Annotated in this window: 10 protein-coding genes and 1 tRNA gene; 4 read left to right on the top strand and 7 right to left on the bottom strand. The window is 49.6% G+C overall.

Annotation, left to right across the window (positions count from 1 at the left end; all coding sequences use genetic code 11):
* The first annotated feature begins 92 nt into the window (after positions 1–92).
* Entirely contained in the window at positions 93–2,852 is a 2,760-nt protein-coding gene (locus tag EL628_RS02335; RefSeq protein WP_126578190.1) for an FtsX-like permease family protein, read from the top strand.
* Positions 2,853–2,872: 20 nt separating this feature from the next.
* The gene (locus EL628_RS02330; RefSeq protein WP_126578189.1) at positions 2,873–3,586 is read left to right on the top strand and encodes an ABC transporter ATP-binding protein; all 714 of its coding nucleotides are present in this window, start codon (positions 2,873–2,875) and stop codon (positions 3,584–3,586) included.
* Positions 3,587–3,666: 80 nt separating this feature from the next.
* On the opposite strand, the gene EL628_RS30940 is transcribed toward EL628_RS02330, so the two are convergent.
* A complete protein-coding gene (locus EL628_RS30940) occupies positions 3,667–3,900 on the bottom strand; it encodes a DUF5131 family protein (RefSeq protein ID WP_371859628.1) in 234 nt (77 codons plus the stop codon).
* Between the two features lie 58 nt (positions 3,901–3,958).
* Between EL628_RS30940 and EL628_RS30720 the strand changes: the two genes are divergently transcribed.
* Complete coding sequence (locus EL628_RS30720) at positions 3,959–4,093, top strand: hypothetical protein (protein ID WP_281276514.1); 135 nt, start codon at positions 3,959–3,961, stop codon at positions 4,091–4,093.
* Positions 4,094–4,224: 131 nt separating this feature from the next.
* Here EL628_RS30720 and EL628_RS02320 read toward each other — a convergent pair whose 3' ends face one another.
* Positions 4,225–4,779 (bottom strand): hypothetical protein, encoded by a 555-nt coding sequence (locus EL628_RS02320; RefSeq protein ID WP_126578187.1) that lies wholly within the window; start codon positions 4,777–4,779, stop codon positions 4,225–4,227.
* A 223-nt stretch (positions 4,780–5,002) separates the two neighbouring features.
* Here EL628_RS02320 and EL628_RS02315 point away from each other — a divergent pair, with 223 nt between their 5' ends.
* Complete coding sequence (locus tag EL628_RS02315; protein ID WP_126578186.1) at positions 5,003–6,022, top strand: hypothetical protein; 1,020 nt, start codon at positions 5,003–5,005, stop codon at positions 6,020–6,022.
* 15 nt (positions 6,023–6,037) lie between these two features.
* On the opposite strand, the gene EL628_RS30195 is transcribed toward EL628_RS02315, so the two are convergent.
* The 5 genes from EL628_RS30195 to EL628_RS02290 form a co-directional block, all read right to left on the bottom strand.
* Positions 6,038–6,226, bottom strand: a complete 189-nt coding sequence (locus EL628_RS30195) for an SMI1/KNR4 family protein (protein WP_174719950.1) — start codon at positions 6,224–6,226, stop codon at positions 6,038–6,040.
* A gap of 628 nt (positions 6,227–6,854) precedes the next feature.
* A tRNA-Arg gene (locus EL628_RS02305) sits at positions 6,855–6,927 on the bottom strand.
* A gap of 546 nt (positions 6,928–7,473) precedes the next feature.
* Complete coding sequence (locus tag EL628_RS30270) at positions 7,474–10,671, bottom strand: carbohydrate-binding protein (RefSeq protein WP_126578185.1); 3,198 nt, start codon at positions 10,669–10,671, stop codon at positions 7,474–7,476.
* A gap of 266 nt (positions 10,672–10,937) precedes the next feature.
* A complete protein-coding gene (locus tag EL628_RS02295; RefSeq protein WP_126578184.1) occupies positions 10,938–12,056 on the bottom strand; it encodes a GntR family transcriptional regulator in 1,119 nt (372 codons plus the stop codon).
* 425 nt (positions 12,057–12,481) lie between these two features.
* Positions 12,482–15,703: a carbohydrate-binding protein gene (locus tag EL628_RS02290; RefSeq protein ID WP_161975218.1), complete on the bottom strand. Its 3,222-nt coding sequence runs from the start codon at positions 15,701–15,703 to the stop codon at positions 12,482–12,484.
* Positions 15,704–16,381 lie beyond the last annotated feature (678 nt).

Below are 16,381 nucleotides of genomic sequence, written 5' to 3'. Positions count from 1 at the left end.
TCATAATTTAACATATCCGTGCGCCTTCTCTCGGGAAGGCGCATCCCTCCTTTCCTTCTCTGACTCTCTCGGTCTTACAAAGGATCTTTATCATGTTCAATTATGTCTTTCAGACCTTTGGTCGTCAATGGAGGCAGCAGCTCTTTGGGAGTGGTGGTTTCTTGATTGCGGCCTGCGCTTTTCTGCTCTTGAATGCGACGACGCAGACGATTGTTTTTCAGGCCAGGACGATCATTGGGCAGAACTGGCGCCCAACCTACGATCTGGTGGTGCTGCCACCTGGAACCAAGAATGTCGGCTCGCAACAGGTCGTTCCTCCTGATCATCTCACCGACCTCAATCCTGGCATTAGCTTTCAGCAATATCAGCAGATCAAACAGCTCTCCGGGGTGGCCGTTGCGGCCCCCATCTCATTTATTGGCAATGCGCGCTTCCCCACTCCATCCATTAAATTTGGCACTCAGAATATGGATCCAGGCTTTTATGCGCTGACCTGGAAGCTCTCCGCAGATGATGGAGTCCATCAGCAGAATGAGTATCAACGACACGAATTGATCTATGCCTCGGATGTCAAATGTTCAGGTTTTACATGCGCCCTTTCTCCACAAGTTCAACAGTCGCTCAATAGGCTTGGCGTGGACACCTACTTTTTCCCCTCTAGAGCCCCCTACTTTACGGGTATTCCGCATCCCGGAACGTTTCTTCTGGCAGCGATTGATCCAACCGCAGAAGATCAGTTAGTCCACCTTAAACAGAGTATTACCTCAGGCGAGGCGCTTCCCATACAGGATCACTTACAGGTTGATCCTCAAGTTCCGACCGTAACGGGTGAGAATATTGCAAATGTGTACCCCAACTATCAGATCCCTGTTCTGCTCAATCAGAATCTGTCTGGCTCCATTACGATGCAAGCAATCTTTACCCACCTCCAAACGAGCAGTAGCGATCCCCAGGTCCTGGCAGCGCAACACGATGCAAGTTATCTTCCGAGTGTTCCAGGTCAGGCTGTCTTTACAGGATTGGTCCCAATTCCACAAAATGATATTCAGCTCTTCCATACTGGATCAAGTCTGAATCAACAAGGAGCGGCTATTCAAGTTGAAAATTATGGGGAGAATGCCTTTAGTCTCAACCTGGTCTCTCGCCCCTCAAATGTGGAGTATCAGCTCATGCCTGGAAAGGCTCCCGACGGCAATCCAGCCTATCAGATCAAACCGGTACCGTTTCAGGCCGATCAGAATGAGGAATATCAGGGGAATGCCCTCGCCTTTCGGTCGATCCAACCACTCCCAGGGATCATGTATCAGGATACTCTCTACATTGGAGATGGTGCTGGCAGCGATTACAATACTACTGGCTATACAGTCTATAATAATGCGGGGTATCAAGTTGTGACGACCGGGCTCTTTGATGGGCACAAGCTCTCAGCGGGCTTTGCCGATGCCCTGAACTGGCTGCCCGAAAATACCTACACTCCCAGTCAGACAGTCTTGAGCTATGACGCCAATGGCAAACCGCTGGCCCCAAAGATATTGCAGCCTACGACGTATACCCAGGGCCTGACCCTGCAATCCCCGCTCGCCTTGACGACGATGACGGCGGCTCGACAGATGCTGGGCGACACGTGCATCAATGTGATTCGCATTCGGGTCGCAGGCCATATCTCTCCCGATGAAAATGGGTGGAAGCAGGTGGCCCGAGTGGCCCAGCTCATTCATGAGCGAACGGGTCTGCAAGCGCTGGTGACGCTGGGTTCATCGCCGCGTCCCACACTGGTCTATGTCCCAGGTGTCGCAGCCGGTGAGCTGAACTATCGGCAGTCCATTCCCCCGCTGGGCTGGGTGCAGGAGCGCTGGATCTCCTTTGGCGCGGGCCTGCTCTATCTGCAACAACTGGGAGTGACCCAGAACGTCTTGCTGTCTGGTGTGCTCCTGGTCTGTCTGGCCTATCTGGTGCTGAACTTAAGCTCACTGGTCACAGCCCAGCGCCGCCAATTCGCGATTCTCAGCGCCGTGGGCTGGCGTCCCTGGCATCCCCCCCTGGCGTTCCTGATCCAGGTCGTGCTGATGGCCCTGTCTGGAGGGATCGCCGGTCTACTTCTGGCACTGGGTCTGACGCTGCTGATTGGGGCCGCCATCCCCTGGAATCTGGTGCTCTGGACCTTGCCCGGGATTCTTGCGCTGGCACTGATCAGCCTGCTTGTTCCCCTCTGGCAGCTCTGGCGGGTGCGGCCACTGGAACTGTTGCGCAGCGGCTCCAGGGTCGTGCGCGGCTCGCAAAGGACGCTTCCTTTTCAGTTGCCTACCGCACTGAGCATGACCCTGCGTAATCTGGCACGTTCTCGCTGGCGAGCGCTGATTCTGCTGGTCAGTCTCTTCTGCTCGTCTGGACTGCTGACCCTGACCCTTCATGGCATTCTGACGTTGCGGCAGACCTTGCAGGGCACGCTGCTCGGAGATTTTGTCCTGCTCCAGACTGCCATCCCACAGCTCTGCGGCGTCCTGTTTACCATGATCCTGGCCGTGTTGAGTCTGGCGGATCTGCTGATCATGCAGGTGCGAGAGCGGCAGCAAGAGATCGGCGTGTTGCAGGCGCTTGGCTGGCGACCAGGCATGATTCGCGGCATGTTTTTGCAGGAGGGACTGCTCTTAGCCCTGCTGGGGATTGTGCCAGGAATTGGGGCCGCCCTCTGGATTGTGCTGGCCCAGAAACAGTATCTGCCCCCATTGACCGTGGCAGAAGTGGCGGTCACCGTTCTGCTGCTCTTATTGGCGGGAGTGCTGGTAGGGATCCTGCCGGCCTTACGGGTCATTAATCGTCTCTCAGTGCTCCAGGTCTTGCGAGCGGAATAAGATAAGGAGAGGAATTCTCGATGGGAACACAGCTAACACAGGAGCAGGCGCTTGTACAGGTCAAAGAGGTAATGAAGAGCTACGCTCTCCCTAATGGTTCATTGCCCGTCTTGCAAACGCTCTCATTTGAGGTGCAGGCAGGAGAGTTTATGGCAATTACTGGTCCATCGGGCTGTGGCAAGACCACGCTGCTGGCCCTGTTAGGTGCATTAGACCAGCCTGACCAGGGGGAGATCTGGATTGCCAATCAGGCGGTTCATACCCTTAAAGCTGTACGGGCCGCCGATTATCGTCGGCAGACCATTGGCTTTGTCTTTCAGCTCTTCTACCTCTTACCAACCCTGACGGCCCTGGAGAACGTCATGGCCCCCTTGATGCCCTATCGACGTCAGCTGGGCTTTGATCTCAAGCAGCGAGCGCAAGAGTTATTGGAGCAAGTTGGACTCGCGACCCGCATGGGTCACACGCCTGCGCGGCTTTCGGGTGGTGAGCAGCAGCGCGTTGCCATTGCCCGCGCCCTGATCAATCGGCCCCCTATACTCTTGGCCGACGAACCGACAGGCAACCTTGATCCCGCTACCGGGTCCGAGATCCTTGAGCTCTTGCGCGCCCAACAACGGCAGGAGAAGCAGACGCTGATTATGATTACCCACGATCCCAACATCGCTGCCCTGGCTGATCGCACCCTCTCCCTGGCTCGCTCAACGAGTCACGAGCAGGCGATCACAGGGTAAGAGAAGATAGCGATTGTGGGGCTATTATGATGGCCGCGGACCATATCGGCCATCATAATGATTGAGAACACGCCATCTTCTCATCTTAGAGTTTTTACTGCCAATGTGCTCAAAGCCGGTGTTTCACCTGACATTTCATTCCAGGTTCTTCCATCCAAGAGGCGGCCACCGCTATTATGATAGCGTCCTCCAACCTGTTTAAAAAAGTAGGGAACATGTGCTTCCTGGCATTGGTCTCTAAGTACTCGTGCCCAATCCATATTCATTGGTCTGGCATGATTACCACTTTCCCCACCACTAATAATCCATTGCAATTGAGAAATCCAGGGTGAGAGATCAAGTGGACCTGATATTGGATAGAAAGAACATGTTTTGAAACCACTGGAATGTGCAAACGAGATCAAAGTTATCCCCAATGGGAAGAAGCGCAAACTTTATTCTTACCCGGTGGGAGTAATGATCTCATTTCAAGAAGAGAAGCAAGAAACCTTCTGGTGGGCTCATTAAGATAAAGTAGAAGAATATAAACATCAAAAATAGAGCTCTCAAGCCATTTCTCAGGCTCTTTCTTCTGTTTGAGATTTTGCAGAGTGGACAGTTCTGACACAGAAGTTAATAATCAAACAGCCATTGATTGATTAACCTGCAACCGCACCAACAGCATTACCATTGTAATTATGCCACTGGATAGCGCTATTGGTAGCCGTAAAGTCACTAATAGAAAGTGAAGTTGGGCTAGTAACGATAGCTGCAAAATGTCCGTTGGTAAGTGTTGAAATGGAAATAGCAGTATTTCCACTCCTGGTGCTTATCATATATTGTTTGATTGAAGCCCCTGTCTTTACCTGGAAGGTATCTATGCGGTGTGGCCCTTGAGGAGCGTATGTAAGAGCTATAGTGCCGTTGTTAGCGGGGCTAATAGCAAGAAATAATGGGTACTGTCCAACATCAAAATGTCCACTGGGCATGAGATCAGGTGTAAACATTTCAACCTGCGTTTCCGGCTGATTTTGAGATTGGGTGCTGGATTTGGAACCCTGGTTGGCATAGAGAATAGACGTATAAATAGTGCCATCTGGCGCGATAGCCAATGAGCCGGGTACCTGAGCTCCAAAATCGTAAGTTGCGGTTAGCTTGTGTTGCGCGATATCAAAGCGCACCAATTCATAGCGCTTGGGTGACACATTCGTCATATATATAATCCCATAGAGAAGTGTATCATCAGGAGTAACGACTATTGAGCCAATTTGCAAGGAGTTCAAGTCGATCCGTTTCTGGATGGTTGACGCATCATTACTGATAAAAGCAGTAATATAAGTGTTTGTTTTGTCTATCGTAGTATTGCCCCAGCCATCGATCAGCGTTGTACATTGTGGCGTTTTTGCCAGGCATTATAAATAGAAATGGAACCCGATTATGAGTGAGCGTAATCCGCCCTATGTCTCATATCTTTATATCGAGCGTCATAATTTTACACAGGAGTGGCTTCTTGGCATTCTGCACTACTTATGGAGGCATGGTCTTTCCTTCAGCCCTTTTGCACATGTTCATGGCACCTGGGAAGAGCAGCTCCAGGCGAGTGATTTTCAGATTCAAGGGATCGAAGCGTCAACGTTACAGGAGGCTTTACACTGTAGTCTCTCGGAAGGCTCGATCTATATCACTTTTTGGGACGGAAATCTAGAATACGATCTCTATCTTGATCCACAAAATCTCGCACGTCGTCAGGAAGCGGAACGCTATGTAGCCAGAGAGACAGATGAGCAAGAGAAGCAGGTCTGGATTGAGACGCTACAGGAGCTAGAGCAGAGGGAGCCAGTAGCCGTCCTTTTTCTGTATTGTGATCAGACGACTGATCATGACATCTTTACGGAGATGCCTGAGACAACGAATGAGCGGCTCTATCTGCGTAGTTATCGTGGCCATTTACATTGGACAAAAAAGCTCTGTGAATATGTTCAACCGCTCTTTGCTTTCAACACTCCCAATCGCTTTCATCGCATTCCTGAGGATGAGGAACTGGTCTTGTGGCTCAGGCTTGCTAACGGAGAGCAGCCCGATGCCCTGCGTTATCTGAGCTTGAATGGGAATTGTTATCTGCCACAGCATCTTGTTACGAAGGAGTTTTTAAGTGCGGCTCTAGAGATCCCAACTTGTACGATTGAGCGTCTTAGTACAGGTGGAGTCTTCTGTTCCGTCAGGGATGGCTATTATGCTTATGAGAGTAATCAGATCAACTGGCATTATTACATGGCGTATGCACACTGTTATGATGGCGACCCCCGCTTCTGGCCAGAGGAGAAGCTCCATGAGTGCCTGGCGCATGTGAAACGATCGTATGATCTTTCTCTTCTTGTTGGCAACAAAGATGGAGCATATTCTGCACGTAATTTGCAGACAAGTATCGACAAAAAATTGCAACGCAGGGATAGCTAAAGGTATTGTTGCTGTTTAGCACTTACCAAAGCCTCCATCTCTTACTTCCAAATATATGGACTTAAGCAATGGAGGAAGACTAAAACCAAGAAGAGCTTCTGCATCAACAATATCCTTGGAAGAAACAACGGGATTTTCGTTATAAGGCTTGTCGTTGGTAGCAACTTTCAGCCGCCTAATAAGTTCAGCATCATTATCAATCATATTAACCTCACTACTTGGATTGCTTGATCCTTTTAATTTTGAATCTATAATTCACATCAATAAACGAATAATTCAGGTTACCTTAGTGATATTTCTCTATGCTCGTGACGCTTGTATGAACGTTCTAAATGGTGGCGGTATTTTCAGGTGAGCATGTCCGCAGAAAAGATCTTTAAAGACGGGTTATGCTAAGTAATACTATTGTTGGCAACATATTGACGTAAAATATTCCTATTATCACCATAAAACAGCATATTCTCAGTGGTAGGTGGTAATGTTATGGTGGGTCTCCTCCGTGTGCTTATAGCATCATATAACTCCCTATCATTAATGTCAACAAAAGCGTGCTTGATGATACATACTGGAAATGGTCAAATTATTCTTGATATGAAAAAGCGTGCAGGTATTGAAGGCTAAAAAGTCACGTCGTGGTTTCCAGAAAAGGCAGCAGGACGAACTTGACTCCTTGTGATCTCCGACGCACGGTACATTGAAAATACGCTGGGAGGACGGTTTTTCCGACAGTAATATATGGGAAAAAAGACCAAAAACGGGAGCTATTGCCGATAGTTCTTGTATGGGTCTTTTTGGCTTGTAGAGCGGGTTGAAGGGGTTTTTAACTGAGGAATGGGGCTGAGAGGAATCGAACCTCCGACGCACGGTTTAGGAAACCGACGCTCTATCCACTGAGCTACAGCCCCGCTTTTGCCATGATACCATAGCTGTCAATCTCCCTTTCAACCCGCATCTCAAGCCATTGTTGAGAACTAGTAAAACAAAAAGCTCCTCATGGAAAATCTAGGGAGGTGCAGCACACACATAAAAAAACCGTCTCTCTAGAAGGTGTGTTATAAGAGTAAACCTCTGTATGTTGGAATCAGGCTACAGGCCTTTTGATGCCATATTCAATCAGCAAAAATCGCACCGCCGAAACCGACGCTCCAAACCTTATTCGAACAGGCTGTCGTTTTTCCTCAATTGGACTTTCTTCTTTTGATTTAATCTGGAAATAGGCAAAAAATTATCATGATCTTTACGAGCATTTTAGCTTTCGAAATTTTTCAAGTACTCTTCCGTTATACTGATTTCACTATATCTCCAGAAGATGATAGTTACAATGAAGAAATTCGTATTTCTCATACCTTAATAAAAAGGGATCAGGTGCGACAATTCATCGCACCTGATCCCTCCGGGCTAATCTGGATTAGAATATGCCCATGTTCAACTTCTCTATGTGATTGGCTAGACTATTTGTAGTAACAGCTTTTAGCTACTCCGGGAGTGGGATCACCAAAGACGCTGTTATTACAGCCAATACTGCCCGTTACTGTCTGGTATTTGTAGGTGCTACCGGAGCCAAAGGCTACCGTGACGGTCCCCGGGACGGTGCAGGTTCCCCACTCGCCAGAGCACTGTGTCCAACCCGAAGGAGGAATCGTTGCCACCGAGCAGGTCTTATACTGTCCAACAGCAGGATCACCAAAGACCGTATTGTTACAGCCAATGCTGCCCGTTGCCGTCTGATAGTTATAGTGCCCATTGGCTCCAAAGCGAACGACCTGCGTGCCACTGAAGGTGCAGGTGCCACCCTCATTAGCGCACTGTGTCCAGCCCGATGGCGTAGGTGTTGAAGTCGGCGTAGGCGTTGGTGTCGACGTTGGCGTGGGCGTTGGAGTTGGAGTGCCAGTCGTGCCCGAAACATTTCCGGTCAGGGAGACATTGTCCAATGTACCCGTCGTCAGAATCGTATTTTCGTGCGCATCGATAGCTAAACCAATGTAGATGGTATTGGGCATCGTAATCGTATCAGTTCCCTGCTGTGTCCAGTTCTGTCCATCTGGGGAGTTATAGCCTGTAAAGGTATTTCCAGAGCGGACTAACTTCACCCAGTAGGGCGCAGCACGTTGGATCGCATTAGGATGATTGGTATTGCCATTGTCTGTTGTGCGCGATTCATAGGTTGTATCGCCACTGGGACTATAGTAGGTCATGACATTGGCTGCACTTGCACTCAATGAATCGCGCATCATCACACCAGCTTTAGCATAAGGGTTTGAATTGCTGAGCGAAGTGACGCGAGCGACAATCGAGCCATCCCCTGTCAACTGCTGATAGGTAAAGTTAAACTGGTCGGCTGAGTTCCAGATATCACCGCCCGAAGCCGTTACTGTATAGGTCCCGTTTGCATAGGATGCTGCGCCTGGCAGACCCACGCTTCCAATATCCTGATTCTGCCAGCCTGAGGGGAGGCTACCAGGCGTTGGAACGTTGGGAGGTGTTCCGGTTCCAGGCTGAACAAACAGTGCATTGACGTAGCCAGCATAGCTGCTGCCATTGCCATTCGCCGTGGCCCGCAACTGGACCGAGTGCAAGCCAGCAGAGAGTGAGCTAGAGCCAGCAATGACATTCTGATAACTGGTACTGCTGCCAGTATTGGGGACCGAGATGGTCGAGAGTAGCGCACCATCCACATAGACTCCCACCTGACCACCATTACCAGTATTGCCGACACTTAAGGCCACCTGATACGAACCTGTGCTATCAACACGCAGTTCATAAGAGGTTGTTACCCCCAGATTGGTACGGATCGAGCCGGGAGAATTGTCGGCGACAGTATATTGTGCGCCTGGGATGATGGTTGCACCGCTGTTTGCAACTTCAAAACCCTGGTTGATTGCTGGAACAGCATAGTTGCTGGCATTGATGGTTGCAACAGCCTGCACTAGAGGCTCTGATGTCGCATTTCGTGTATCATTCCACTGTCCATACGTTCCAACGGTATACAGATCTCCACCTGAGCGAGCAAAATCATTGAAGGAATCAAGCATGCTTTGTTTAGCGCGTGGATCATCCTTTGCCTGATTTTGCGCAGTCGTTGCACCATCTCCACCAACTGCCCAGCCACCTTCATACGCGACGGTATGGAGGCCATAGGCATGTGTCCAGTAGGCTTCAATGTTCAGGGTCTTCTGATAATCATTGCTGGGAATGCCTGCGTTAAAGATGCCATCAGTCGAACCTGCATTATCGTTATTGCTATTGTAGTAGACCGCGCCGCCGCCGCCCCAGAAGAAGTACGAAGGTGCATGCGGGGTCGAAACATGCTGCACGCCGTCAGCATTATTGTAGTAGTCATTGATGAATTGCAGTTCCGCAAGTGCAGTATTGTTCAGATTGTCATACTGCCAGAACAGCAATGGGCGAACCCGGCTTCCCATTGCGCTATCGCCATAGACGCTGCGGAAGATCGTGCTGACATGGGCCGCCTGCTGCGCATAATAGCGGAAACGCAGGACGTCTTCGTTACTCGCGCCATCATAATTGATGGGAGAGGTAGTTGGAATAGGATTGGGGCAGGATGAGAAGCTAGTGACTCCACAGGCCTCCAGAGTTGCATTGGTGTCCATATCATGGGCTTGCTGGAACTGGAAGTTCCAGGCCTCATTGGTATACTCCACATAGAGATGGTGACTGGGATTGAGTGGAGCCCAGACAGGATTGCTCTGTGCACTCGTGTAGGGATTCGTTCCATCACTACCATAGAGAGTCAGTTGTGCCAACTTCGTGATGTAATCATCGGTCACCTTATCGGGAACGTTGACATAGAGGTCCTCGTTGGTATCATTGGCCAGCTTGACCATATATTCAAAGGCCATCTGGTTCCCTTCGAAGCCCGACTCGCCAGGGAATGTCTTCATTTGTGTGGCATAGTTTACGGTCGTACGATCCGACCAGTTGACCGATGTATTCCAGTTGGTGCCGCTCATGAAGCGCATGTAGCTGTAAGGGGCGACCGCACTCTCGATCCAGGGGGTAAAGATTGTCGAGGGATCAAAAGTTGTGCTTGAACCTTCCGAGATCGGGCGGAAGACCTGCACATTCGTGACACCTGTGTTGGTCGCACTGCTGGCAGTTCTTTGCGTGTTCTTGAACGTTAACTGGAAGTTCTCAAAGCCAGTATCAGTGACAACCATGTCGACGGTGGTCGTATTGGTGGCTGCATTATACTGTTGATTGCTAAACTGCCCATAGTTCAGGCCATTTGAGAGCGTTGCCTGGCCGTTAAAGATGATCTTGTAGGTCCCATCCATCTTTGTGGCACCCTGCCAGATGTAGACCTGCGCATCCTGGGTCGGCCAACCGTTGGCATCAGTTGGAGCATTGTTGCTGTCACCGATATCGCTCCAGGGTCCAGTAGTCTTCATCACGTCTGTAAACATATCAAACTGTGCGCCCATATTGATGCCAACATATGGACGAGAGACGGGCTGTGTCTCTGCATGGCTATGCTGCGTTGGAAGCAGCACAAATGCGAAGGTCAATAGCATTCCTATGCTCAGTAGCGCCGCTCCTCCATTAATTACGAAGAGACGAAGTCGCTCTGGACCACGTTTGCCATCCTCAGACATGGGATGGCGGTTGATTGTGTTACGACTGTGTAACAAAGTAAGTCCTCCTTATGACAAGACAACCGAACAAAAGAATCAAACAATGAAAAGGTTGCACATACCAATAGATGATATGTGTAGGGTGGATAGAAAGATACGAATGAATTATAAAGGAAGCATCAGGGGGGAGATGCTTGACAGACAATCAAGAAAGTCTGCATCTCCAGGGTAAGGCAGAGACTCTGAACCATGCACCGAATCCTTTCCGGACGCAACATTCTCCGCACCAGTGCGAAGAACCTTTCATTACGATTTACTCAGGTTTAGAGTTGAATTTTTTTGAGTGTTGAAGGAATCATGACTCTCTGTTGCTCTAGCGTCTGACCGGCCATCAGTTGATCTAGCAGAGCAAACATAGTCTGCACGATTACAACTGGATCGATCTCGACGATCGAGAGACGTTTCGTCTGGCGAAATAGGGTTGGCGAACCAGCATTGGCATGTGAAACGATCTGGACATCAACGCCAACACGTATATTGAGCTCACTTAAAGCTTCCAGCACGCCTGTTGTCATCATATCATCAGTGATAAAGATGCCATCTGGCCTGGGAAGAGCACCCTTTTCAAAGACCTGTAGGGTTAGCTGATAGCCCTGTTCCTGATAATCCGTTCTCCACTTATTTGTGGAGAATGGACCACCAGCTCTGACCAATTGAGGGTCAAAGGTGAGTCCATGAGTGCTCATGGCAGTCGAAAAATATTCAACACAAGGGTCTGCTTCCAGTTCAACCTGGAGCGATTTTGGCATCCATAAGGCAAGGGATTGGCAACCCTGCTCCGCCAGTTGGGCTACTGCCAGCTGTGTCTGATTAATTGAATCAGTATTCACCATACATGTTCCCAGTCCCGCATAAGAGACGGAAGGGATCTTGTGCTTTGTAAGCCAGTTAAAGGTGGGCATCTGCATACCAGCTGCCAGAATGCCGTGGATATTCCCTGCCTCGATCATACGGACCACTTCTTCTGGCAGATCCAGGTCTGTTGCGGAACGATCCAGAACAAAATGGAACGTGTGGTATTCGTTGCGGGTCTCGCTCCGTCGTTCGACTTCTCGTGCAAATAATGACCAGAAGATGCCCCAGAAGGGCGATGTGCCCGCACCCGTTGGAAAGAGGTCGGCATAGAATAACGTGCAGATGGATTTGCGATATAATTTGGGTGAGACAAAGATACCACTGCGTAGTTTACAGTAGATAATATTTTGAGATTCGAGCTCTTTCAAAGCATCGTTGAGGGTGGCAGGAGTTGTATTGAACTGCTCACAGAGCTCCCGGGTTGTGGGGAGCTTTGCGCCTGGCCCTTTCTGAAAAGCCAGTTCGCGTAAAAGTGCACAGAGTTCCTGCACCTTTAAATTAGAACGTGGCTTCGATGACTCTGTCACTAACTCTCACTCCTTTGTATCACCCTCTACACTGAAGGCATTCCCTAAAACATACTGGCCAATTTACCACTATTTGTATGGCGTTACTGCTATAGAGCAGTTGCTATAGAGCAGTATAACCTGCTTAACGAGCTTTTGTCAAGGGATATAACTTCTGTTTTTCTGTAACCTTTACTGGGATCACAGAGATTAAATTTCAATTGTTGTTTCAATTCAACTGATGTGTTTAAAATCTGAAAAGTGCGTATTATAGTATCAAGTGGTTATCAGGATCTTTGGATATGTGTAGATTACTGGCAAGAGCGATCTCTACAGGCCCACAAGAAGGAGGTCTGTGGAGATCGCTTGTATGCTTTTCTACAAGAACAGTGAAAATGGCCTGGAGCTCATTGAAATGGTTTTAAGCCACTTGAAATGACTCCAATCTACTTGTAATAGCAGGTTTTTGCAACACCAACGGTTGGATCGCCAAAGACGTTGTTGTTGCAGCCAACGCTGCCAGTGATTGTCTTATATACATACGTACTGCCAGAACCATAGGCCACGGTAACAGTTCCAGGGACCGTACAGGTTCCCCACTCGCTGGCACACTGTGTCCAGGTTGAAGGTGGTATAGGTGCAACGGAGCAGGATTTGAATGTGCCGACAATGGGATCACCAAAGACCGTATTGTTGCAACCAATGCTCCCCGTCGCTGTCTGATAGTTGTAGTGCCCATTGGCTCCATAGCGGACCACCTGTGTGCCGCTAAAGGTGCAGGTTCCGCCCTCACTGGCACATTGCATCCAACTCGCTGGCGGTGGCGTAGGAGTAGGCGTTGGCGTCTGTGTGGGAATCGGTGTTGGCGTGGGAGTCGGGTTTGGTGTTGGTGTTGGCGTTGGTGTGGGATTCGATCCTGAGATCGATCCTGTCAGTGTAACATTATCGATAGTCCCAGTTGTCAGAATAGTGTTATCGTGTGCATCAACGGCCAGACCAAGGTAGATGGTACTGGGCATGGTGATAGTGTCTGACCCTTGCTGCGTCCAGTTCTGACCATCGGGAGAATTATAACCAGTAAAGGTATTACCAGCACGCACCAGTTTCACCCAGTAAGGAGGCGTCCGTTGTATAGGCGTGGGATGATTGGTCGTGCCATTGTCCGTCGTACGAGATTCGTAGGTTGTATCGCCGCTGGGGCTATAGTAGGACATCACGTTAGCTGCACTTGCATTCAATGAATCGCGCATCATGACGCCGATTTTGGCGTAGGGATTGGAATTACTGAGCGAGGTGACACGAGCGACAATCGAGCCATCCCCTGTCAACTGTTGATAGGCGAAGCGGAATTGATCAGCACTATTCCAGATGTCTCCTCCTGATGCTGTCAGGGTATATGTGCCCGTACTGGAAGCATAAGAAGCGGCACCAGATAGGCCTACTCCACCAATATCCTGGCTTAACCAGCCTGAGGGGAGTGCTCCAGGCGTTGGTACCGAGGGCGGTGTTCCGGTTCCTGGCTGCACAAACAGTGCATTAACATAGCCTGCATAGCTACTTCCGCTCGCGTTGGCAGTAGCTCGTAGTTGAACTGAGTGCACACCAGCTGTCAGTGAACTTGAGCCTGCGACAATCGATTGATAGCTTGTGGTACTACCAGTATTGGGAACCGTAATCGTTGAGAGCAAGGCCCCATCAACATAGACTCCTACCTTACCCCCTGAGGTAGCGTTGCCGATACCAACGGCAATCTGATAAGAGCCGGTTGTGTCTATCCGTAACTGGTAGGAAGTGGTGACTCCTAGATTGGTGCGGTTATTTCCAGCATAATTTTCTGTCACAGTATATTGTGCAGCAGGGATAATTGTGGAGCCCGCAACCTCAAACCCCAGGGTGACGGCTGGAACCGTATAGGTACTGGCATTGATGGCTGCCGCAGCCTGCACCAATGGCGAAGAAGAGGCGGTAATCGCATGGTCCCATTGTCCATAGGTTCCAACTGTGTACAGATCTCCTCCCGCCTGTACAAAGTCGTTGTAGGAATTTAACATCGTCTGCTTAGCGCGGGGATCATTTTTGGCCTGATTCTGGAGGGTCGTTGCGCCATCTCCACCAATCGCCCATCCGCCCTCATAGGCAGCATCGTGCAGGCCATAAGCATGAGCCCAGTAGGATTCGATGGTCAGGGTTTTCTGATAATCATCGCTGGGGATGCCAGCATTAAAGATGCCATCCACCGTGCTTGCGTTATCGTTATTGCTATGGTAGTAGACTGCTCCACCACCTCCCCAGAAGTAATAGGAGAGAGGGTGAGGATTAGAGACGTGCTGTACACCATCTGCGTTGTTGTAGTAATCGTTGAGAAACTGTATCTCTGTCTGGGCTGTATTGTTGAGATTATCGTACTGCCAGAAGAGCAGAGGGCGTACCCGGCTTCCCATCGCGCTATCCCCAAAGACGCTGCGGAAAAGTGAGCTTACATGTTCTGACTGCTGCGCATAGTAGCGGAAACGGAAGATATCCTCATTGCTGGCACCATCATAGTTGATGGGTGAGGTCGTCGGAATTGGGCTTGGGCAAGCGTTGAAAGATGAAACTCCGCAGGCCTCCTGGTCAGCATAGGAGTCGATATCATGAGCCTGCTGAAACTGGAAGTTCCAGGCCTCATTGGTATACTCCACATACAGATGCAGGTTTGCGTTCAAAGGAGCCCAGACGGGATTACTTTGCGGGCTGGTATAGGGGGTCGTGCCATCGCTGCCATAGAGCACAAGCTGTGCCAGTTTTGTAATATAGTCATCGTTGGCCCGATCGGGTACATTAACGTACAGGTCCAGATTGGTCTCGTTGGCCAGCTTAACCATATACTCGAAAGCCATCTGGTTCCCTTCAAAGCCCGATTCACCCGGTAAGACTTTTTGCTGTGTGGCATAGTTGACCGTGGTGCGATCGGACCAATTGACGGAGCTATTCCAGTTGGTTCCACTCATAAAGCGCATGTAGCTATAGGGTGCAACGGCGCTTTCGATCCACGGCGTAAAGATCGTCGAGGACGCGAATGCAGTTGTGGAACCCTCCGAGGTGGGACGGAAGACCTGCACATTGGTGACACCTGTATTCGTTGCACTGGTGGCCGTCCGTTGCGTATTTTTGAAGGTCAACTGGAAGTTCTCAAAGCCAGTATCAGTCACAACCATATCGACGGTGGTTGTATTGGTTGATGCATTATACTGTTGATTATTGAATTGGGCATAGCTTAGCCCATTCGAGAGCGTCGCTTTTCCATTAAAGCTCAGTTTGTAGGTCCCGTCCATCTGCGTGGCGCCCTGCCAGATGTAGAGCTGAGCATCCTGGGTTGGCCAGCCATTGGCGTCAATAGCAGCATTGTTATTATCGGTTGTGTTGGTCCAGGTTCCTGAATCTTTCATCATATCGGTGAACATGTCAAATTGGAGGCCCATATTCACCCCAACATACGGTTTACTGACAGGCGTAGTCTCAGCATGGCTGGAACGCGTTGGCATCAGCCAGAACAATGCCATCATCAGCATCCCTATACTGAGAATGGTTGCTCCCACATTTACCAGCACTTTGCGAAGATAGTTTGAGCGAGCAATGGTTTTGCCATCCGTGGAGCGTGGATGGTCTGCGTTACGTCTGTGTAACAAAGCTGGTTCCTCCTTATAGCCTGACGAGCGTAGATCGGGACTGTTCGTCATAGCCTGACGAGCGTAGATCGGGACTGTTCGTCATAGCCTGACGAGCGTAGATCGGGACTGTTCGTCATAGCCTGACGAGCGTAGATCGGGACTGTTCGCCCTGCTTTTTCTCACTTTTCGCACGTAAAGCTCGGATAGTAGGTAGACCTACTGTCCGTATGACCGCATAGCTAAGCTCGAGAGCATAGAAAAGGTGAGAACGATACAGCATCCCGTGAGAAGATAGGATGGAAGCACTTCAAGGTCAATCTCCAGCGTTTAGTGTTTGCTACATAAAACTGATGATAATGGAGGACGAGGACCCTTTACAGGCGCATTGAGGATTGAGAGAGTTGCCATAGAATGTAGATGGCGCAGTGTGGCAGGTAGCATAAGGTTATCTGATCCGAAACACTGCCAATAACTTCTCTGTCCTTCCCCTCAGCATTGAAGGTGTTCAAAAACTTTTCATACAGTGAACGATTGACAACTGCTCTATAGCACTTGCTCTATAGCAGTGTAACGTGTACAATGTGATATTGTCAAGGCCTTTACTCAGTAAATCAATGCATTCCAGTGGTGAATAACAAACCTGTTCATGATATTGAGCTATCTGGGTAGTGGACTTGACAAAGTCAAGCTTTATAC

The sequence above is a fragment of the Tengunoibacter tsumagoiensis genome (assembly GCF_003967535.1).
Taxonomy (GTDB): domain Bacteria; phylum Chloroflexota; class Ktedonobacteria; order Ktedonobacterales; family Ktedonobacteraceae; genus Tengunoibacter; species Tengunoibacter tsumagoiensis.
The sequence above is the reverse complement of the archived record's forward strand: the minus strand, read 5'-3'. Positions and strand labels throughout refer to the sequence as shown.

Coding starts and splice junctions, on each gene's coding strand:
- EL628_RS02335 (WP_126578190.1), top strand. CDS start 93: ATGTTCAATTATGTCTTTCAGACCTTTGGTCGTCAATGGAGGCAGCAG.
- EL628_RS02330 (WP_126578189.1), top strand. CDS start 2,873: ATGGGAACACAGCTAACACAGGAGCAGGCGCTTGTACAGGTCAAAGAG.
- EL628_RS02320 (WP_126578187.1), bottom strand. CDS start 4,779: ATGACGAATGTGTCACCCAAGCGCTATGAATTGGTGCGCTTTGATATC.
- EL628_RS02315 (WP_126578186.1), top strand. CDS start 5,003: ATGAGTGAGCGTAATCCGCCCTATGTCTCATATCTTTATATCGAGCGT.
- EL628_RS30195 (WP_174719950.1), bottom strand. CDS start 6,226: ATGATTGATAATGATGCTGAACTTATTAGGCGGCTGAAAGTTGCTACC.